14 protein-coding genes are annotated in these 21,259 nt (G+C 53.2%); 11 read left to right on the top strand and 3 right to left on the bottom strand.

The features are described from left to right. Positions 1-7: 7 nt before the first annotated feature. Positions 8-538: an HD domain-containing protein gene (locus EG028_RS10865; protein ID WP_120516498.1), complete on the bottom strand. Its 531-nt coding sequence runs from the start codon at positions 536-538 to the stop codon at positions 8-10. Between the two features lie 311 nt (positions 539-849). On the opposite strand from EG028_RS10865, the gene EG028_RS10860 reads away from it, so the two are divergent. Then, positions 850-2,430 carry an ABC-F family ATP-binding cassette domain-containing protein gene (locus EG028_RS10860; RefSeq protein WP_120516499.1) on the top strand — a complete coding sequence of 527 codons (1,581 nt, stop codon included), beginning with the start codon at positions 850-852 and terminating at the stop codon, positions 2,428-2,430. Between the two features lie 71 nt (positions 2,431-2,501). Here the strand turns inward: EG028_RS10860 and EG028_RS10855 are convergent, their stop codons facing one another. Continuing rightward, on the bottom strand, positions 2,502-3,839 hold the full coding sequence (locus tag EG028_RS10855; protein WP_120516500.1) for an FGGY-family carbohydrate kinase: 1,338 nt from the start codon (positions 3,837-3,839) through the stop codon (positions 2,502-2,504). Between the two features lie 17 nt (positions 3,840-3,856). Further along, positions 3,857-5,980, bottom strand: coding sequence for a bifunctional aldolase/short-chain dehydrogenase (locus EG028_RS10850; RefSeq protein WP_120516501.1), 2,124 nt, complete (start codon positions 5,978-5,980; stop codon positions 3,857-3,859). A gap of 180 nt (positions 5,981-6,160) precedes the next feature. Between EG028_RS10850 and EG028_RS10845 the strand changes: the two genes are divergently transcribed. The 10 genes from EG028_RS10845 to EG028_RS10800 all read left to right on the top strand — a co-directional run bounded on the left by EG028_RS10845 (position 6,161) and on the right by EG028_RS10800 (position 21,244). Further along, a complete protein-coding gene (locus EG028_RS10845) occupies positions 6,161-7,192 on the top strand; it encodes a GntR family transcriptional regulator (RefSeq protein WP_120516502.1) in 1,032 nt (343 codons plus the stop codon). A gap of 167 nt (positions 7,193-7,359) precedes the next feature. Continuing rightward, complete coding sequence (locus EG028_RS10840) at positions 7,360-10,479, top strand: SusC/RagA family TonB-linked outer membrane protein (RefSeq protein WP_120516503.1); 3,120 nt, start codon at positions 7,360-7,362, stop codon at positions 10,477-10,479. 21 nt (positions 10,480-10,500) lie between these two features. Next, entirely contained in the window at positions 10,501-11,985 is a 1,485-nt protein-coding gene (locus EG028_RS10835; RefSeq protein ID WP_120516504.1) for a RagB/SusD family nutrient uptake outer membrane protein, read from the top strand. Positions 11,986-12,016: 31 nt separating this feature from the next. Next, the gene (locus tag EG028_RS10830; RefSeq protein ID WP_120516505.1) at positions 12,017-14,680 is read left to right on the top strand and encodes a c-type cytochrome; all 2,664 of its coding nucleotides are present in this window, start codon (positions 12,017-12,019) and stop codon (positions 14,678-14,680) included. 30 nt (positions 14,681-14,710) lie between these two features. Beyond that, positions 14,711-15,763 carry an aldose 1-epimerase family protein gene (locus tag EG028_RS10825; RefSeq protein WP_120516506.1) on the top strand — a complete coding sequence of 351 codons (1,053 nt, stop codon included), beginning with the start codon at positions 14,711-14,713 and terminating at the stop codon, positions 15,761-15,763. Positions 15,764-15,782: 19 nt separating this feature from the next. Further along, on the top strand, positions 15,783-16,982 hold the full coding sequence (locus EG028_RS10820; protein WP_120516655.1) for a cupin domain-containing protein: 1,200 nt from the start codon (positions 15,783-15,785) through the stop codon (positions 16,980-16,982). 52 nt (positions 16,983-17,034) lie between these two features. Then, positions 17,035-18,078 (top strand): sugar phosphate isomerase/epimerase family protein, encoded by a 1,044-nt coding sequence (locus EG028_RS10815; protein WP_120516507.1) that lies wholly within the window; start codon positions 17,035-17,037, stop codon positions 18,076-18,078. Positions 18,079-18,099: 21 nt separating this feature from the next. Beyond that, a complete protein-coding gene (locus EG028_RS10810; protein WP_120516508.1) occupies positions 18,100-19,251 on the top strand; it encodes a Gfo/Idh/MocA family protein in 1,152 nt (383 codons plus the stop codon). A gap of 18 nt (positions 19,252-19,269) precedes the next feature. Further along, positions 19,270-20,013 (top strand): 3-keto-disaccharide hydrolase, encoded by a 744-nt coding sequence (locus EG028_RS10805; protein ID WP_120516509.1) that lies wholly within the window; start codon positions 19,270-19,272, stop codon positions 20,011-20,013. Positions 20,014-20,227: 214 nt separating this feature from the next. Further along, positions 20,228-21,244 carry a zinc-binding alcohol dehydrogenase family protein gene (locus EG028_RS10800; protein ID WP_120516656.1) on the top strand — a complete coding sequence of 339 codons (1,017 nt, stop codon included), beginning with the start codon at positions 20,228-20,230 and terminating at the stop codon, positions 21,242-21,244. The last annotated feature ends 15 nt before the right edge of the window (positions 21,245-21,259 follow it).

Here is a 21,259-nt window from a genome sequence, read left to right as displayed (position 1 = left end):
CCGGTAATTATTTTTTAAAAATAGGAAGCGGGTTGAGGGGATGTCTGACGAAGTTCTTCAGCGATTGTTTTAAAAGAAATAAATGAAAACCCCGGTTGGGGAATTTATTCCTGTTTGCCGCCATCTGGGCCTGGTCGGCGCCAAAAGACAATACACCCAACGAAACGTCCATCCAGTCCGCTTTCCGGAATACTTCCACACATTGTTCATGATCGCCTTTGTACGGGCTTATTTTATGATGCCAGTAGATCATTGCCGAGATTTCGTCTGCCAGTGCATGATTGGGTGTTTCAGCGAGGTAGATACGGACCTGCGCGATGGACGGGGAACGGTAGTCGAAAGTGTGATCAGTCCAGATGCCGATGTCGTGGAAAACAGCCGCTACCGAATATTTGAACGCATTTGTTTTTTCTTCGTCCAGTAACAGGCAGTTGGAGAAAACGCGGTACACGTGATTCCGGTATTTCTCATAGTCCGGGCCCATCACCGGCCTGAACTTTTGCAGCAACATTTCGATGGTATCTTGTGGATATTCCATAGCGGGCAGCGTTGGAAACAAAACTAACCCGGGGACCGGTAATTCCAGTATCCGGATAAAGGAAAGGTATGTACAATTTCAGGAAATTCTTATCTTTGCACCTCACTTAAACAATACTCCAGTGAAACTTACTAAGTAATTTATTCATCATCTTCTTGAATAACGGGCACAAAAAGCCCACCAGGAGCGCTTGCGCCTGGATAAACTTAGTCAACATGCGTTTTATCTTTTAATGATCCATCACGGATACTGATCTCTTCGGGCCGCTTCGCCCCCGGTTACATTTTTTATTACTTAAATCTCCTGTTATCATGAGTATTATCCTCCACGATATTACCTACTATCATAATGACGGAACCCTGCTTTTTGAGCATCTTAACTGTTCCGTTGAAACCGGCCAGCACGTGAACCTCATCGGCAACAATGGCGCCGGGAAATCCACGCTGCTGCAAATTATGGCCGGGCGGCTGGCTCCTTCCGAAGGCCATGTTATCACCGCTTCATGGCCGTATTATGTGCCGCAGCAATTGGGCTGGTTGCAGGAGCAGACCGTGGCGGAAGCCCTGAACGTGGACAAAAAGATCAAAGCGTTACAGGCCATTCTCAGGGGAGAAACAGATGAATCCCATTTTGAAACATTGGCTGATGAATGGGATATTGAAGAACAGGTGAACAAAGCGCTGGCAGACTGGCAACTGGACCATATCGACCTTGCCCTGCCCATGCACCGGCTCAGCGGCGGGGAACAAACACGTGTAATGCTGGCCGGCATGGAACTACACGTACCCCCCATCATCCTGCTGGACGAGCCGACCAATCACCTGGACCTGCGGGGGAGGGAACAACTGTACCGTTTTATTGAAAGATATAAAGGCACGCTGGTGGCCGTGAGTCACGACAGATCACTTTTGCACCTGAACAATACCACGCTGGCGCTGGCTTACGGAAAACTTGAAGTGTACGGTGGCAATTATGAGTTTTATAAAGCACGCCGGGAGGAGCAATTGAACGCTTTGCAGCAGGATATCCATCACCGTGAAAAGGAACTGAAGCTCGCGAAAAAACAGGCGCAGTTGTCCAAAGAACGCAAACAGCGCCAGGAAGGCCGGGATAAGGACCGTTCGGGCATCCCGAAGATCATGGTGAATGTGATGAAAAATGCTTCTGAACAGAGCGCCGCAAAATCGCAGGCGGTGCACGCGGAAAAGGTAGGTGGTATAACAAAAGAACTACAGCAGCAAAGGGATCTGCTGGGCAAAGAACAGTTGCTGCAACTGCGTTTCCCGGATTCCTTGCTGCATCGCGGTAAAAAACTGGTATTGGCCACCGGCGTCAATTTTGTGTATGATAAAACACCATTATGGGCGGAGCCGTTGAGTTTCCAGGTCAACAGCGGGGACCGGTTCGTGATACGCGGCATGAACGGCGCCGGCAAAACGACGCTGCTCAAACTCATCATCGGCGCCCTGGAACCCACTACCGGTACACTGGAAAAGGCCCCCTGCGAGATCATCTACCTGGATCAGCAATACAGTTTTATCGATGCGGAGAAAACGGTCGTGGAACAGCTGGAACAATACAACCGCCAACGGCTGGAACCCGCCGCTCTTAAAACCTTGCTGATCCAGTATCAGCTTGGCGTGGATCTCTGGGATAAAAAATGTGTGCAGTTAAGCGGCGGTGAAAAAATGAAGCTGACCATCTGCTGCCTTTACGTATCCAATACGCATCCGGATATGATCGTGCTGGACGAGCCCGCTAACAACCTGGACATCAGCAGCCTGGAGATATTCACGAACGCGTTGAAGTCATATAAAGGCACGCTGCTGCTGGTTTCGCACGACCCGCTGCTGGCAGAGGAATTGGAGATGACACAATATATTGATCTGTGAAGGGGTGAAAGTTTGCCGGGTTGAAGATTTTGCAACAAAAGGTGATCCGGGTTTTCGCAGGTATACGCGGGCTAATGCACACTTTTACGGGTATACCCGGTTAGCGAAACCAGGTTGCCCGGTATCGGATGCCGGTTCCAGGCTTCGTGAATAACCATGGCCGCGCCAATGGCTGAAGCCTGTGCCACATCCGCGGCGAACACAGTCATTTCAGGGAACGCGGCGGCGAGCAGGTTCATGTAAAGCGCGTTTTTGCTGAAGCCGCCATCCACGAAAATATTTTTCACTTTATCGCCATGCAGTACAAGCCCGGTAGCATGGCGCTGCTGGGCAATAATATCGATCATCAGCTGGTGGTAGGCTTCTTCCGCGGTTTCAAAAGCGGGGAGCTCCCGTTGTGAAAAGAACGCGTCATCCGGGTACCGGGATTGCAGCTTTTGTACCAGTGCGTCGTCGAAGGGCATGGTGTGGAAATCCGTTTCTTTTTTGTTGAAATGTTCAGCGATGCGTGCCACCTGTAGTTCATGGTCGCGGCCGGCAAACAGGCGGGAAGCCTTTACGGGCCTGCCCTGGAAAGAAAGGTAACAGAGACAGTCCTGCCGTAGTTCTTCGTCCGTCAGTGGTGAGTCGTTAAAAGGATTGAGGCTGATGCACCAGGTGCCGGTGGAGATCAGCAGAAAGGGTTCGCCGAACTGTACCAGGTAGGGGATCAGTGCGGCGGAGCTGTCATGAAGGCCGGTGCCGGCGAGGTATGTGCCGGGTTGTACTTTATCGCACCGCTGCAGGGGCGCCAGTTTAACACGGACGCCTTCGGTCTCCGTCCAGGAGTGGTATTGCTGGCGGCGGAAGTCCCAGAGATTGGTGTGGCAGCCGATGCTGGTAATGTCGGAACAGGCTGTGCCCGTCAGCAGGAAACTGATGTATTGCGGCAGGTGTAGCGCGTATTTCGTTTTGCGGAATAGTGCCGGCTGCTGGTATTTCAGCCGGTACAGCTGCATGCCTGAATTCAGGCTGCCAAGTATGGGGGAGGCGGATTGAAGTGAAAACGCGGCTTCCCCGCCGTTTTGATCATAAAAAGAACTGTGCAGGGACGCGGGGTAAGGTTTCAGGTAACTGTATAACGGTGTCAGCGGCCGGCCGGTTTCGTCTATAAAGACCATGCTGGCGCCGTAGGCGGAGAAGTTCACCGCTTTTACCAGGAATTCCTCCCGTTCCAATATCGAAGCCATGGTGTCCTGCACAAAGCGGCGCAGGAGGGGTAGGTCTTCGCAGGCATCGCCGTCTTCGTCCGTTGTTTCCTCCAGGCGCACGCTCTCTTCGAATACAATACGGTATTGCTCATCGAAGAGGAACAGTTTTTTATTCGTTTTACCGATATCAAAAATTGCTATGACCGGAATTCTCTCCATGGAATTTATCTTAATGCCTATCGTACAAATGCCATCGCCACGCCGCCGTCAACGTTCAGAACATTGCCTGTAGCCTTGTTCAGCAAACCTCCCACAAATACAAAACATGCGTTGGCGATATCTTCCGGCACAATGATCTCGTTGAGTAAAGTGCGGCTCGCATAATATGCGGGCAGCTCTTCCACTTTTACGCCATATGCTTTTGCACGGCCTTCCGCCCATGCGCCCGCCCATATTTTACTATCGGAGATCACTGCATCGGGGTTTACGGTATTTACCCGGATATGGTCTTTCCCTAATTCGGCTGCGTTCAGGCGGCTGAGATGCAGCTGCGCCGCCTTGGCCGAGCCATATGCGGCGTTGTTCGGCCCGGATACGAGGGCGTTTTTGCTGACGATGTTCAGCACGTCCCCTCCAAAACCCTGCTTGCGCATAATGCCCGCCCCTTCGCGTGTGACGAGGAACTGGCCTTTTACCAGCACGTCGTAGACCAGGTTCCAGTCGGCTTCCGTATGTTCTTCCAGCGGTTTGGAGATGGACAGGCCGGCGCAGTTCACCACGATGTCCACCCCGCCGAATGCCAGTATGGTGGCATTAAACACGGATCGTACGGATGATTCGGTGGTTACGTCCAGTACTTCCGCGGCGAACACATCTTTCCCGAAATCTTTTGCAAATGTTTCCCTGGCGGTGGCCAGTCTTGTTTCATCGTTGTCGTTGATCACGACTACAGCCCCTTCCGCCGCGAACTTCATGGCAATGGCTTTGCCGATCCCGCCCGCGCTGCCCGTTACCAGGGCCACACGGCCGCTAAGGGCCTTGGGTTTGGGCATACGCTGGAGTTTTGCTTCTTCCAGCAGCCAGTATTCGATATTAAATGCCTCCTGTCTTGGCAGGGAAGTGTAAGCAGAAACTGCTTCCGCCCCCTTCATCACGTTGATGGCATTGATATAAAATTCAGATGCCACGCGCGCCGTTTGTTTGTCCTTTGCGAAAGTGAACATGCCGATGCCGGGATACAATACCACTACAGGGTTCGCATCACGCATCGCAGGGCTGTCTGGATGGCGGCAGCTTTTGTAATATTCGGTATACATTTCGCGGTACGCTTCAAACTGCGGCGCCAGTAACGCTTTTATTTTAGTTGTATCGCTGAGGTCCGCGTCGGGCTTCAGCTCCAGCACCAGCGGGCTGATCTTTGTACGCAGGAAATGATCCGGGCAGCTGGTGCCCATCGGTGCCAGCCGGTCTATATCTTTTGAATTGATAAATTCGAGCACACGCGCATCGTCTGTAAAATGGCCCACCATACGGACCTGGGAAGAACAATACCCGCGCAGCAGCGGTGCCAGTGCAATGGCCTGTGCATGTCTTTTTTCCTGTGGAGGGGATGTGATCTTCGCGCCGCCGAACACCGGGGCTTTTTTCCCTGTATTTTCCGCGAGGTATTGCGCGCAGCGCTCCACCACTTCCAGGGTATTGATATAACTTTCGTAAGCGGTATCGCCCCAGGTGAAAAGGCCGTGAGAGCCGAGCATGATGCCACGGATGCCGGGATTTTCGTCCAGGCACTGTTTTAGTTTAAGGCCAAGGTCGAAGCCCGGGCGCTGCCAGTCCACCCAGCCTATGGTGCCGCTGAATAACTCCTGCGTGATCTTTTCCCCGTCTTTCGCGGCGGCAATAGCGATGGCCGCATCGGGATGCAGGTGATCGATGTGTGCAAAGGGAAGAAAACCATGCAGCGGCGTATCAATGGAGGGTGCTTTGGAACTCAGGTCGAATATGCAGTGATTAAACAGTTCCACCATTTCATCCTCGTGCTCCACACCGCGGTAGACCCTTTGCAGGCTGCGGAGACGGTCCACATACAAAGCCGCCAGCCCGCTTTTCTTCAACGTGCCGAGATCGCCGCCGGAGCCCTTTACCCACATCACTTCCGTGGAAGCGCCGGTCAGCGGGTCTTTCGCCTGCACCTTGCAGGAAGTATTCCCGCCACCGTAATTGGTGAGCCGGAGGTCCGCCCCCAGCAGGTTGGAACGGTAGATCAGCAGGGCCACTTCATCGCCGGCCATTGCGGCGACTTGTTTTTCATCCCATAAATAACTAACATGCCTGAATTGGATAGTTCTATCTAAAGACATAAAATTCCTTTTAAGATTTCTGATGGCATATCCGTGGATTGCCGGGGAACATGATGGTGACGTGGAATGTCATGTTGCTAAAGTAAAGCTTGTGTATTTTTGAACTGTCATGCACTGTCATGCCCTTCAGCAACTTTACAATTATTTTCTTACTTTACCGCCAGGCGAAAATGTAAGCTTATGAAGCAACACCCGGTTTTTAAGTATCTTTTTATCGATGATTTTTCTGCCACTCCCAAATATTATCAGCTGGCGAATGCGATTATCCAGACGATAGCGGACGGAAAATTGCAACAGGACGATATCCTGCCCTCTATCAACGAGGTGAGCTACGTTTTCGAGATCTCGCGGGACACGGCTGAAAAGGCCTACAAACATCTCAAAAGCATCGGGGTGCTCGGCTCCGTGCCCGGCAAAGGCTATTATGTGCAAAACGCTCACCCGCGCCAGCCATATAAGATACTGCTATTATTTAATAAACTCAGCGAACATAAAAAGATCATTTACGATTCCTTTGCCGCCCGGCTGGGAGAGCACGCCAATATTGACTTCTATATTTACAACAGTGACTTCAGCCTGTTTAAGAAACTGCTGTCGCAGAAAGTAAACGACTATACCCATGTGGTCATCCTCCCGCACTTCCGGGAGCGCTGGGAGCATGTCGACGAGGTGATCAATACCATTCCGAAGGAAAAACTCATCCTGCTGGACAAAAAGCTGAAAGGCGTGTCCGGAGAATATGGCGGGGTGTATGAAAATTTCCGGGAAGACATATACAGCGCGCTGGAGCAGGCCAAAGACCGCCTGCAACAATACCAGGCGCTGAAACTTATTTACCCGGACAATACCTATTACCCTGAAGAGATACAGGAGGGTTTTGTACGCTTCTGCCAGAATTATGCCTTCCCCTTCCAGCTGGTGCCGGACATTCTTACGGATGAGATCCGCCGCGGCGATGTATATATCAATATACGGGAAAACGACCTGGTGGCGCTGATAGAAAAGATCATGTCCGAAGGATTGCAGGTAGGCAGCGACATTGGCGTTATATCCTACAACGAGACCCCGCTTAAAAAACTCATCCTCAACGGGATCACCACCATCTCCACAGATTTCAAAGCCATGGGCGAGGTAGCCGCGCAGCTCATCCTCGATCATTCGCGCGCGCAGATAGAAGTTCCCTTCAATATCAACCTGCGGCCTTCCCTGTAGCGGAACGCCGCACCCGCTCCGTTTACCCCGATACGTTAGACACAGGCAATGCCCGGGCAGGACAGTACAGGACGGTACAGGACGCAACAGGACAGGAATGTATAACCATTCGTCTAAATTGTGTCTGATACCAGATTCGCTTTTTGCCACACTAATTCCACATTGTTATGTCTAAGTCCACGATCCATCACCGGTGTAAAAACCAGCGTTTTGCACTTGCGGGAATTTTCCTGTCAATGCTGCTATGCGCTTCATTTCACGTTTACTCACAAAACAAGGCCGCGATCAGCGGTCACCTGACTGATGCAGCCACGGGCTCGCCCTTGCCCAGCGTAACCGTAGGCATTAAAGGAACAAACACGGGCGCTTTTACAGATGGCAGCGGTCGCTACACGATACAGGCCGCTCCGACAGATTCCCTCGTTTTCAGCATGATCGGATTTGTATCCAAAACCGTGCTGGTGGGAGACAGAAAAGTAGTGAACATACAGCTGGAAAGCAGCAACAAAACATTGACGCAGGTAGTGGTAGTGGGGTATGGTACCCAGCAGAAAAAAGACGTAACGGGTTCGGTGGGAATAGTTTCCATGAAAAATATCAAGGACATGCCGGTAGCCGGTGTGGACCAGGCGCTTGCCGGACAGGTGGCCGGCATACAGGTAAATACCTCGAACGGTATTCCCGGCGGCGGGCCGCAGGTGCAGGTAAGAGGCATTGGTGCCGTGGGTGCGGGCAGCCAGCCGCTGTATGTGGTGGATGGTTTTCCGCTGGCCACTTCTTCCAGTGAAGTAACCAACCCGATGAACGCCATCAATCCACAGGATATTGAATCCATGGCCATCCTGAAAGACGCATCCGCCACCGCCATTTACGGTTCGCGTGGCGCGAACGGCGTTGTGCTCATCACCACCAAACGGGGCGCTACCGGGCAGCCCGTGGTATCTGTGTCAGCCAATACCGGCTGGCAGTCGATCCCACAGAAAGGACGGCCGGACCTGATGAACGGGCAGGAATTCGCACAGTTCTGGAAAGAACTGACGGAGGACAAGATCCGCTTTGAGCAAGGGCGTGAACCGGTAGAGTCGGACATTCCCGAGAAATACCGCAATCCCTCGCTGATCGGCGAAGGCACCAACTGGTTCAACGAAGTGACCCGTGTGGCGCCCATGCAGGAGATCAACGCCAGCGTGAGCGGCGGCAGTGAAAAAACACGCGCATATGTTTCCATCGGGTACTTCAACCAGGATGGCGTGATGATCAACACCGGTTACAAACGTTATTCCGTACGCGCCAATATAGAAACCAATATCAGCGATAAATTCAAGATCGGTGTGAATGTGGCGCCCACCTTTTCAACCAAAAAGGGCGCTATCCGCGGCGAAGGCAGGGATGAGGTGTTTGGCATCGCCAGCCCGATAGAGCCTGCGTATAATCCGGACGGTTCTTATAACGCCTACATCCAAAGCCCCGGCACCTTCGGCCTGCCGAACCCGATCATGCTGATGAACGAGACCGTCAACAATCTGAAAGAAACCCGCCTGCTGATGAATGGTTACGCGGAATATGAGATCATTCCCAACCTCAAATTCAAAAGCACGATCAATATAGATTATCAGAATGCCAGTGCTGAATATTTCCGCCCGTCCACGCTGGGCGGCGTGAATACCGCGCCTCCCAGTATTCCCAGCGCCAATTCTTACAAGGGAGACAATCTCAACTGGCTGAACGAAAACACGCTGACCTACAACTGGAGCCGCAACGATCACAACCTGACCGGCCTGCTGGGTTATACCATTCAGCAACAAAAGGACAACTCCTCCCTGTTCAATGGTACGAACTTCCCGGACGACGATATCAAAACCCTCAACGCGGCGGCCACCCTCACCGGCGGCACGGACAAATCTGAGTGGGTATTGCTGTCTTACCTCGCCCGTGTGAACTATGCGTATAAAGACAAATATCTCGTTACCGCTACCATCCGTACAGATGGTTCTTCCCGCTTCGGCGCGAATAACCGCTGGGGTACTTTCCCGTCCCTGGCGCTGGGCTGGCGGATTTCCCAGGAAAATTTTATGCAGGCCATCCCCGCCGTCAGCGATCTTAAGATCAGGGCGTCGTACGGCTTCACCGGCAATTTCAACATCGGGAACTATTCTTATATGAGCAACATCGGCACGGCCGACTACGTACTGGGCGGCGCCCTTGCGGGCGGCCGTGTGATGAATTCCTTCGGTAATCCCAATCTTGGCTGGGAAAAAATGAGGGAACTGAACATCGGTATTGACATCGGTCTGTGGAAAGACCGCCTGTACATTACCGCCGATTTCTACAAACGCAACACCGAGGATCTGCTGCTGCAGGTAGAGATACCGCAGTCTTCGGGTTTTGGTACGGTGACAGAAAACAGCGGCGACCTTGAAAATAAAGGTCTTGAGCTGGGTATCAATTCTCTGAACATCAAAACTGTGAAGTTCGCCTGGAACACCAATTTTAACATCGCCTTTAACCGCAACAAAGTGCTGAAGCTCGGCCGCAACAACGACCCGATCTACTCCGGGAACAGCAGCGAGGGCAACCCAACGAACTTCACGATGGTGGGCAAACCGCTGGCCATGCTGTTTGGTTATGTGTTTGACGGTATTTACCAGAACCAGGGCGAGGTAGATAAAGGCCCGGCATTCCCCGGCGCCATACCCGGCAACATCCGTTTCAAGGACATCAATGGTGACGGGCAGATCACCCCGCGCCAGGACTTTGACATCATCGGCAATCCATACCCTGACTTCACCTGGGGCCTCACCAATATGTTCACCTACGGCAAATTTGACCTGCGGGTGCTGGTGGTAGGTTCCATGGGGGCGGACAGGCTGCACGCCACGAACGACTACAACGGTAATATAGACGGGGTTTTTAACGTAAGACGCGAGGTAAAAGACCGCTGGCGCTCCGAATCGCAGCCGGGCAACGGACGTATCCCCACCACGAACGGTTCCGGCCGCGGAAGGGTGATGTACCGCGACGTAAGTTCACTGACGGTGGAAAAAAATGACTACGCCTGGATCAAAAACATCACGCTCGGGTATTCCATTCCGAAAAAAGGCTTCATTTCCAGTGCCCGCATCTATGCGAGCGTGCAGAACGCCTTCCTGTTCACCAAATACAGCGGAAACCCCGAAGTGAGCAATTACATTGGCAAAGGAGGCAGCGGCGCGCTGGTGCCGGGGATCGATTATTCCAACTACCCGGTGCCGAGAGTATTCATCATCGGAACGAATTTGTCATTTTAACCATGTTAAATCCTGCAAAAAATGAAAACTAAAATATATCTTATATGCCTGCTGGCCTTATCATCCAATGGTTGTAACTACATGCTTGATGTAAAACCCAATTCCTTTTCCAGCGGCGAAAACTATTACCAGACGGAGACACAGGTGCTCAGGGCGGTAAACGGGGCATATGGTGTGCTACAGAACCTCTACACGAGCGACTTCTGGGCGGTGACCGAAATGGTGGCGGACAATACCAATTACCAGTACGACGCCAGCGACCGGGGCGCGCAGCAAAGAGAGGAGATAGACGAGTTCCTGATCACATCCAGTAACAACTATGTGAATACGATCTGGGCGCAGATCTACAGGAATATTCACCAGTGCAACGTGATCACCAGCAGGATAGACGGTGTCCAGTTTTCCAGCGAGGTCACCAAAAAACGTTATGCGGGAGAAGCTAAATTCCTGCGCGCTTTGTATTATTTTCACCTTGTGCGCCTTTTTGGCGGTGTGCCGTTGATCGTAAAAGAACCTGCCAGCCCGGCCGAGGCATTTACGCCCAAACGGTCTACGGTGGACGAAGTGTACGCTCAGATCATTGCGGACGCGAAAGACGCCGCGGACGGTCTTCCGGCGTCCTACACCGGGGCGGATATAGGCCGGGCCACGAAAGGCGCCGCGCTCACGCTGCTGGGGGAAGTGTACCTGACGAAAAAAGATTATCCCGCGGCCGTAGCTGCCTTGCAGCAGGTGACGACCCTGAATTATGCGCTGCTGGACAGTTATGGGGACAACTTTAACCCTGCGCGGAAAAACAATGCTGAATCGGTTTTTTCGGTGCAGTATAATTCAGGGCTTGAAACTGAGAGCAGTAATTATATTTTTGTATTCGGTCCACGTAATGGAAAAAAGGACCTCACCGGTTTCAACGGGCTGCTGGGCGGAAACAACATTCCCACACCGGGGATTTACAACGCTTACGAAGCGGACGATGAGCGGAGAGATGAATCGATATATTTGTATGACAGCCCGGGCAATACACCCTTTGAGGAAGCAAAGGCGTTCGGGGGCAAACTTCCGCTGATTAAAAAATTCTATCATCCACCATATGCGCTGGACGGGCGCGCGAACGAAAACTGGCCGGTGTACCGCTATGCGCATGTATTGCTGATGCTGGCAGAAGCGGTGAACGAAACGGGAACAGGCGATCCGTACCAATATATTAACCCGGTACGGGAGCGCGCGGGCTTACAACCGCTGGGCGGGCTTAGTCAGGCCACTTTCAGGGATGCGGTGCAGCATGAGCAAAGGGTGGAGCTGGCTTTTGAGAACCATCGCTGGTACCAGCTGCTGCGTACCGGCAAAGCCATAGACGTTATGACGCAACACGGAACAGCAGAAAAACAAAGACTGACGCGCCTCAGCAGCGCATCATACAACATAGCCGCTTACAAACTGCTCTTTCCCATCCCTGACAGGGAAAAACGCCTGAACGGGCTGGAGCAGAACCAGGGCTGGGATTGATCGTCTACTATACTAAAAGAAACATTTTTTTATGCATGTAAAGACCAAACTCTTTATTCTTTTCGCAGCCGTGATGGCGGCAACCGCCTGTAACAACCAGCCCACGGAAAAAAAGCTGACGGGTAATCCGAAGATCGACAAGCTGAAGCTGCCGGACAATTTTAATGCGGATCACCTCTACAGTCCCGGCGACAACAAGCAGGGCTCATGGGTATCTATGACCTTCGATCCGAAGGGCCGCATGATCGTGTCCGACCAGTACGGGTACCTCTACCGCCTGCAATTGCCCGCCATCGGGGATACTACAACAAAGATCCAGATCGAGCAGATGAAGATCGGCGCGGATACTTCGTCCAAAGTGACGATGGGGTACGCGCAGGGCCTGCTGTATGCATTCAACAGTCTTTACGTAATGGTCAACCATAACAAGGATGAGAAGTTCGACAAAGGCAGCGGCCTTTACCGTCTCCAGGACAAAGACGGAGACGACAACTTCGAAACCATCACCCTGCTGCGCGAGCTGGAAGGTGAAGGCGAACACGGCCCGCACAGCATCGTGATGGCGCCGGACAAAAAATCGCTGTACGTGATCGCGGGCAACTTCACCCGTCAGCCGGAAATGAACCGCTACAGCATCCGTACTTCAGACAGTACGGACAACCTACTGCCCATGATCAAAGACCCCAACGGTCACGATCAGCACTCGCATGCACGTGGCGGCTGGATCGCGCATATCGATTCCACCGGTACCAACTGGGACCTGGTTGCTTCCGGCTTCCGCAATCCTTTCGACATGGCGTTCAACAACGCAGGAGAGTTGTTTACCTACGATTCGGACATGGAATGGGACTTTGGGATGCCCTGGTACCGCCCCACCCGCATCTGTCATGTTACCAGCGGTGCGGAATTCGGCTGGAGGCACGGTACCGGTAAATGGAACCCGTCTTTCCCCGATAACCTGCCTGCTATCGTTAACATCGGCCAGGGTTCGCCCACCAACGTGGTGTACGGCGGCAATGCGCATTTCCCCGAGAAATATAAAAAGGCAGTATTTGCATTCGACTGGAGCTTCGGTATTATTTACGCCGTGCACCTGGAGCCGAATGGCGCATCGTACAATGCCAAGGCTGAAGAATTCCTGTCCGGCGCGCCGCTTCCGCTTACGGACGGTGTGATCGGCCCCGACGGCGCGCTTTATTTCCTCACCGGCGGCCGCAGGCTGGAATCCGATCTTTACAGGATCTATTACAAAGACAACAAAGAAAATACGGAAGTGCTCGCCGCTGAGGAACCGACAGAACTGCAACAGCAGCGCCGCAAGCTGGAAGCCTTCCACGGAGGCCCCCAGGCAGGCGCTGTGGAAGCGGCCTGGCCTTTCCTGAAACATGAAGACCGCTTTATCCGCTTCGCCGCGCGCATTGCCATCGAAAACCAGCCCGTAGCTGAATGGCAGGCCAAAGCATTGCAGGAAAAAGATCCCGCCACCATGATCCAGCTCGGCATCGCATTGGCGCGCCAGGGCAAGCCGGATGTCAAAAGCGCACTTTTCACACAACTGACAACGATAGATTACAGCAAACTCAGCGAAAGCCAACAGTCCGATCTGCTGCGCGCCTTTGAACTGGCCATCACCCGCCTGGGCGAGCCGGATGCTGCACAGAAGACTTTACTGATCGCGTATCTCGATCCGCATTATCCCGCAAAAGACAACATTCTTAACCGTGGCCTGAGCAAGCTGCTCGTACACCTGGATGCGCCAAAAGCTGTTGAAAAAACAATGAGCCTGCTGGCAGATGCGAAAGATGATCCTGAAGAGCAGAAAACAGCCACGGCTTCAGCGGATCTCATCATGCGCAACCCGCAATACGGGCTCGACATTGCGAACATGCTGGCAAAAATGCCGCCCATGCAGCAAACCTTCTATGCCACGGTGCTCAGCCAGGCCAAGCAGGGCTGGACGCCACCGTTGCAGGAACAATATTTTAAATGGTACTACACCGCGTTCGGCTTCAAAGGCGGCCACAGCTTCCTCGGTTTTATCGACAACGCGCGCCGCAATGCGCTGGCCCTTTTGCCGAAAGATCAGTTTGAACACTTCAACATCATATCCGGCGATTCCCTTGCCCGCAGCGGCGGCGCTGATGTAGCGAAAGTGCAGCCCAAAGGTCCCGGCAGAAGATGGAAAGTGGAAGAAGCCACACTGATGATAGACAGCGGCTTGCACAACCGTAATTTCGAACAGGGCAAAGCAATGTTTGCAGCCACACTTTGCAGCTCCTGCCATACCGTAAAAGGCGCGGGCGGCGTAGCCGGTCCTGATCTGACGCAGCTGGGCACCCGCTTCTCCAACAAAGACATTCTCGAAGCGATCATCGAGCCGAGCAAAACGATCTCCGACCAGTATGAAGCTACCGTATTCACGATGAAAGACGGCAGTTCCATTACCGGCAGGCTGGTGAATGAGGATGACGCGAAATATTTTGTTTCACAGAATCCCTTTTCGCCGAAAGATCTGAAAGAGATCGATAAAAAATCCGTGAACGGGAAAAAAGAATCCACCGTGTCCGTAATGCTGCCTGGCCTTATCAACCGCCTGAGCCCTGAAGAGCTGCGCGACCTGATGGCTTACATCAAATCCGGTGGTAATGAAAAAGATTCGATGTTTATCAGCAGTGATAAACTGACCAAAAAATAAACGAAAGCCTGGAAAAAACCGATCAACCGGATGCAACACAACTGGCAACATAAAATATCACATCACGCGCAGCTGGGCGGCATTGAAACGGCCGTGCTGGACAATGGTCCCGGAAGGGGCAACCGTGTGGCCTGGGTCAATACGGGCGCCGGGCTGCGCTTTAAGGTAGTGATAGACCGGGCGATGGATATTGCGGAAGCGTTTTATGACCGGCACAGCCTGGCCTGGCTAAGCTGTACCGGTCATCCCGCGCCCGCGCCCGCCCCAACCGGCGGGCTTTCGTGGCTTCATACCTTTGGCGGCGGCCTGCTCACTACCTGCGGCCTTACGCACATCGGCGGGCCTGAAAGCGATGAATATGGTGAACGCGGACTGCATGGCCCTATCAGCAATACAGCGGCGGAAATTATTTCCATCATACAGCCCGATCCCGCCGCCGGCCGGATGGACATGCGGCTCACAGGCATCATCCGCGAAACGCGGGCGCTGGGCGTGAACCTTGAAATGAAACGCACGATCAGCGCGCGTATAGGCGAACCAGTGATAAAGATTTTTGATGAGATCACCAATCGTGGCAACATGCCCGCGCCGCATATGCTCATGTATCACATGAACTTCGGGTGGCCCCTGGCCGACGAAGGCTCGCAGCTGATGTGGGAAGGAAAATGGACAGCGAGGGACGAAGCCAGCAAAACAATTTTCCATGAAGGCGGTTCTTTTAAAACCTGCCCGCCTCCGATGCCGGAACATGCAGGCACCGGCGAAGCGGTAGCGGTAATTGACATCAAAGCGGCAGAGGATGGCTGGTGTACAGCCGGTCTGCACAATCCACAGTTGCAACTGGCAGCCGTTTTGCGGTTCAAAAAATCACAACTTCCCTGGTTAACCAACTGGCAGCACTGGGGGCCGGGAGAATATGTGACGGGGCTGGAACCCTGCACTCACCCGCCCAGAGGGCAAGCGGCGGCCAGGAAAGACGGTTCGCTGATCTTCCTGCAGCCGGGCGAAAGCCGCCGGTATGAGCTGGAACTGGAGTTAATACAAGGCCGGGATTTAATCAAAAAAACATTCCACGATGCATAAACAAACTAATACAATCGCAATGGAAAAATCAAGTTTAGCCGCCAAAGCCCTTGAGCAGGGTAAAGGGATCCTTCGCCTGGCGCCCACCTGGGTGCCGCGGTCTTTCTGCGTGCCCGGCCGCAGGATCAAACTGCACCCTGACGATTATTACGTACTGGGCGGGCAGCGCGGAGGTATTGACGAACGCTGGCTGTCTTCCACCACGCCCGCCAAAAACGGCCCGCTGACCGGAGAACACGAAGGCCTGAGCAAAATCGTTTTTAACGATGGCGGCAAAGAAGTGCAGTTCCTGCTGACAGACGCGGTGAACGAGCTGAAAGGCGAGCTTATCGGTAACCGCCTGTGGGACCAGTACCAATCCTGGCCGATGTATTCCAAATTCTTCGACAATCTCGGTCCGCTGCCGCATCATATTCACCACAACGACGAAAAAGCGGCGCTCATCGGGCAGCTGGGCAAACCGGAAGCATATTATTTCCCGCCGCAGCTGAACAATCATGGCGGCGATTTTCCATATACATTTATGGGTATTGCGCCCGGCACCACCCGTGAGCAGATCGGCGAATGCCTGCGCAACTTCACCAAAGGCGATAACAAGATCACCGACTATTCACAGGCTTTCCTGCTGCGCCCCGGCACCGGATGGGACGTTCCGCCCGGCGTGCTGCATGCGCCCGGAAGCCTTTGCACCTACGAACCGCAAAAAGCCTCGGACGTTTTCGCCATGTACCAATCCCTGGTGAACAATGCGGTGATCCCCGAAGAACTCTTGTGGAACGGCACACCCAAAGAAAACATCGGCGATTACGAAGCCCTGCTGGAAGTTATAGACTGGGACCTCAACCTTGACCCGAACCTTCACGAAAACCGCTTCATGGCGCCGATACCCGCCGCTAACGGAGCGGGATATACGGAAACATGGATCTGTTATAAATCTGCAGCTTTCAGCGCGAAAGAACTCACCATTGAGCCCGGCGCTACGGTGGTGATCAAAGACAGTGCGGCTTATGGCCTGATCATGATGCAGGGGCATGGTAAAATGGGCGTGTGGGACATTGAAACGCCGGCGCTGATCCGTTACGGGCAACTTACCCACGATGAATATTTTGTGAGCGAAAAAACAGCAAAAGAAGGCGTGACCATCACCAATACGTCCTCCACGGACCCGATCGTGATGCTGAAACACTTCGGGCCGGAAAATCCGGACCTGGTGCTGTAATCAGGGTAAAAAACAAACTGCGAAAATTCTCACGTTATAAATACAAACCGCTATGCAACAAAATAACTTTCCGAAACTGCACAATGCCACCTGGCCGGGTATTGTAGGCAAAGGAGAAGGTTCCGAACCGGTAATTGCTTTTGACGAAATGCTGAAAATGACCGCCGCCGCTGAAGTGGACGGCGTAAAATTCGACGGGGTGGACATTGGCTTATTTAATCCCCACTTCGACGTGAACAGTTCAGACGACGGTATCAAAAAACTGGCCGACAAAGTAGCGGGACATGGCCTGGAAATTGGGAGCCTCGTAGCGCCGATATGGCCTCCGGATGGCGGTTCCGCCATGGGCAGCGCGGATGACAGGAAAAGGTTTGTGGAGCAGGTGCGCAAGTCGTGCCACATTGCAAAAAGGCTTCGTGAAATAGGCATCCGTTCGCATGGCATCGTACGCATCGATTCCGCCAGCTCACCCGAAAGCTGGGCGAAAGACCCGGTGGGCAATACAAAACTCATCGCGGAAACCTTCCGGGAAGCCTGCGACATCGCTGCTGATTACGGCGAGAAGCTGGCGGCGGAAGGAGAAATATGCTGGGGCGGCATGCACAGCTGGAAAACAATGATAGACACGCTGAACGCCACAGACCGCCCGAATATGGGCTTCCAGGCAGATATGGCGCATACGCTGCTGTACCTCATGGGCTACAATGCACCCGGGGACCGCATCCTGCCCGCAAACTTCGACTGGAGCGACCGCGCCGCCCTGGAGGATGGTCTCCGGAAACTTACCGCCGCCCTCCGCCCCTGGACGATCGATTTCCATGTGGCGCAAAATGACGGTACCGTTCACGGCACGGGCTCACACGACAAAACAGGCCGCCATTGCCTGGCAAACGACCCGAACGGTAAGCTGGACATCGCTGCGGACGCCGGTTTCTGGCTGCGTGATGAAAAGGGAGAACTCACCAAAGCCTTCCGGCATATCTGCTGGGACGGCTGTATGTTCCCCAACGAAAAAATGACGCAGCCCGGCACCTGGAACAACATCCTGGCCGCGATGATCAAAGTGCGTAACCAGCACGGATGGTACGAAGCCTGAAAACCATAAATCATTACACAAATGACGCAACAGAAAACTTTGAATATAGGACTCATCGGGTGCGGCTTTATGGGCCGGACGCATTCCAACGGCTACCAGCGTATCCGGAACTTTTTCCCCGAACTGGAATACAAACCGGTACTGCATACCGTATGCGCCCGCAACGGAGAGAAGGCCAAAGCATTCGCGGAGCAATGGGGATATGCGAATTACGTAACAGACTGGAAAAAGATCATTGAAGACGATAGCATCGATGCGGTAGACATCTGCACGCCGAACGATACACATGCGGAGATTGCCATCGCCGCTGCCGCAAAAGGTAAGATGGTGCTTTGTGAAAAGCCACTGGCCCGCACACTGGAAGAATCCCGCAAGATGGTGGAAGCCATTGAAAAAGCCGGCGTGGCCAATACCGTGTGGTACAATTACCGCCGCATCCCGGCGGTGACGCTGGCCAAACAGATCATCGATTCCGGTAAGCTCGGGCGCATCTTCCATTTCAGGGCGAACTTCCTCCAGGACTGGACGATCAATGCCAAACTGCCCCAGGGCGGCGAAGGCCTCTGGCGTATGGATGCGGACGTGGCCGGGTCCGGCGTGACCGGTGACCTGCTGTCCCATTGCATAGATACCGCGCTCTGGCTGAATGGCAGCATCAGCAACGTTACCGCGATGACAGAAACATTTGTAAAAGAAAGGATGCACCAGCTCACCGGGAAAGTGCAGGAAGTGAAAATAGATGATGCCTGCGCTTTTCTCTGCCGCTTCAACAACGGCTCGCTGGGCCTCTTCGAATCCACCCGCTACGCCCGCGGTCACAAAGCATTGTATACGTTCGAGATCAACGGCGAAAATGCTTCCATCCGATGGGACCTGCACGACCTCAACCGCCTCGAATATTTCGACAATGCGGATGATTCCACCCTCCGTGGCTGGCGCTCCATCCATGTTACGGACGGAGAGCAGCCCTACATGGACAAATGGTGGGTGCCCGGTTTGGGTATCGGCTACGAACATTCTTTTGTACACCAGGTGGCGGACTTTCTGCGAAGCCTGGAGACGGGAGCGCCCTGTTCACCCACTTTCCGTGAAGCGTATGAAACACAGGCAGTATGCGAAGCCGTACTGGATTCCGCAGCGTCCGGCGCCTGGAAAGACGTACCTAAAGCATAAACTACTTAAATCTCAGATATGCTGAAAAAATCAGTGCTCGGCCTTTTTATCGCCTCTATGGCCCTGCTGCACGCAGGATGCGCCAACGGGCAGGGAAAAAAAGGCTTCAAAAGTATTTTTGACGGTAAAACCCTGAACGGCTGGGAAGGCGATGCCAACTACTGGCGCGTGGAAAACGGGAACCTGGTAGGGGAGATCACGCCGGACAAAACCCTGAAGACAAACAGTTTCATCGTATGGCAGGGCGGCCAGCCCGGCGACTTTGAACTGACGCTCGAATTTAAAATCACCAAAGGCGGGAACAGCGGCATCAACTACCGCAGCGCGAAATTTGATGGCGTGCCGAACGCCCTTACCGGCTACCAGGCGGACATCGACGGAGCCAACCGCTACACCGGGCAGAATTATGAAGAACGCGGCCGTACCACCCTGGCCTACCGCGGGCAGCAGGTAACCATTCCCGCTACCAACAAAACGTTGCAGGAAGCCGGCAAAAACAATGCGTGGACGCTGGCTGAAGTGACCGGCTCATTGGGCAGCAGCGATTCCCTGCAAACCGTGATCAAACAGGAGGATTGGAACACCTGCCGCATCGTGGCCAAGGGCAACCGGCTTCAGCATTACATTAATGGTGTGCTGATGAGCGACGTAACGGACAACGATAAGGTATATGGCAGGGCAAAAGGCCTGCTGGGCATGCAGGTGCATGTAGGCCCTCCCATGAAAGTGGAATACAGGAAAATACTGATCAAAGAACAGTAAAAAGAATAACAGCAGACAATGAGGGCAGGCGGAAGTCTGCCCTTTTTTATATAATTAAACCCAACGGATACGGCGGATGCCGGTAAATGACGGAAATCACATTCCATGGGATATTTTTGCATCAGTTCGGGTAATGATTACATCGTTTTTTTTGAAGGGAAGCCTATACCTTTACTGCATATGGCCTTGGCAGGCCGTAAAACAACCTTCAAGTATGAAAGCACTCGTTCTACAGCAGCCCGGGGAATTTACCTGGACGGAAAAGCCGCATCCCGGGCAGCCTCCCGAAGGCTACGCTTTGCTTCGCATCAAACATGTATCTGTCTGCGGCACCGATCTGCACGCCTACAAAGGCAGACAACCGTTTTTTACCTACCCGCGCATCCTCGGCCATGAAGTAGCCGCGGAAGTGACCGCCATTGGAGATAACGTATCGAATGTAACACCGGGAGATCTTGTGTCCGTTGAACCTTACCGCAATCCGGTGACAGATCAGGCGGTGAGAAGAGGCAAAACCAACTGCGGCAGCCAGGTGACGGTATTGGGTGTGCATGAAGACGGCGCTATGCAGGAATACATTCTTTACCCGGCGGCCAACCTTCACGTGGTAAACGGTATGAACCCTGACGAAGTGGCTTTGATAGAGCCTTTCGCTATTGGCTGCCATGCGGTGGAGCGGGCGGAGATAACAGATGACGATACCGTGCTGGTGATCGGCGCGGGGCCCATCGGACTGGCGGTGATGGCGCTGGCAAGACTGAAAGGGATCAGGATCGCCGCGCTGGATATCAACGAAAACAGGCTGCAATATGCAAAAAAACTCTTCCCGGAAATAGAAACGGTTTTGTTAAAAGATACTGTTGTGGATGACCTCCGAAGCGCTTTTGACGGGGAACTACCTACCGTGGTATTTGACGCCACCGGTAATAAGACTTCCATGGAACGGACTTTTGAATTTACCGCAGCCGGCGGCACGATCGTGTTTGTCGGGCTGTTTGTGGGAGATGTGGTATTTGCCGACCCCGTTTTTCACCGGAAAGAAATCACGTTAAAGGCCAGCCGTTCCGCAAGGGCGGTGGATTTCAGGAAAGTGATACAATTATTCAAAGCAGGGCTTATCAATACCGAAGGGTATATCTCACACCGCATAAAATTTGAAAACCTCGCTACCGGATTCACCGGCCTCTATGCGCCGGAAGCAAACGTTATCAAAGCCATCATCGATTTTTGAAGAAAAAAAGGAAAG

Origin of the sequence: Chitinophaga barathri, from assembly GCF_003807585.1 — a bacterium.
Lineage (GTDB): Bacteria > Bacteroidota > Bacteroidia > Chitinophagales > Chitinophagaceae > Chitinophaga > Chitinophaga barathri.
This window is presented reverse-complemented; position numbering and strand designations above follow the sequence as displayed.

Excerpts from the sequence above, each read along its gene's own strand:
- EG028_RS10865 (WP_120516498.1), bottom strand. The coding sequence starts at position 538 with ATGGAATATCCACAAGATACCATCGAAATGTTGCTGCAAAAGTTCAGG.
- EG028_RS10860 (WP_120516499.1), top strand. The coding sequence starts at position 850 with ATGAGTATTATCCTCCACGATATTACCTACTATCATAATGACGGAACC.
- EG028_RS10855 (WP_120516500.1), bottom strand. The coding sequence starts at position 3,839 with ATGGAGAGAATTCCGGTCATAGCAATTTTTGATATCGGTAAAACGAAT.
- EG028_RS10850 (WP_120516501.1), bottom strand. The coding sequence starts at position 5,980 with ATGTCTTTAGATAGAACTATCCAATTCAGGCATGTTAGTTATTTATGG.
- EG028_RS10845 (WP_120516502.1), top strand. The coding sequence starts at position 6,161 with ATGAAGCAACACCCGGTTTTTAAGTATCTTTTTATCGATGATTTTTCT.
- EG028_RS10840 (WP_120516503.1), top strand. The coding sequence starts at position 7,360 with ATGTCTAAGTCCACGATCCATCACCGGTGTAAAAACCAGCGTTTTGCA.
- EG028_RS10835 (WP_120516504.1), top strand. The coding sequence starts at position 10,501 with ATGAAAACTAAAATATATCTTATATGCCTGCTGGCCTTATCATCCAAT.
- EG028_RS10830 (WP_120516505.1), top strand. The coding sequence starts at position 12,017 with ATGCATGTAAAGACCAAACTCTTTATTCTTTTCGCAGCCGTGATGGCG.
- EG028_RS10825 (WP_120516506.1), top strand. The coding sequence starts at position 14,711 with ATGCAACACAACTGGCAACATAAAATATCACATCACGCGCAGCTGGGC.
- EG028_RS10820 (WP_120516655.1), top strand. The coding sequence starts at position 15,783 with ATGGAAAAATCAAGTTTAGCCGCCAAAGCCCTTGAGCAGGGTAAAGGG.
- EG028_RS10815 (WP_120516507.1), top strand. The coding sequence starts at position 17,035 with ATGCAACAAAATAACTTTCCGAAACTGCACAATGCCACCTGGCCGGGT.
- EG028_RS10810 (WP_120516508.1), top strand. The coding sequence starts at position 18,100 with ATGACGCAACAGAAAACTTTGAATATAGGACTCATCGGGTGCGGCTTT.
- EG028_RS10805 (WP_120516509.1), top strand. The coding sequence starts at position 19,270 with ATGCTGAAAAAATCAGTGCTCGGCCTTTTTATCGCCTCTATGGCCCTG.
- EG028_RS10800 (WP_120516656.1), top strand. The coding sequence starts at position 20,228 with ATGAAAGCACTCGTTCTACAGCAGCCCGGGGAATTTACCTGGACGGAA.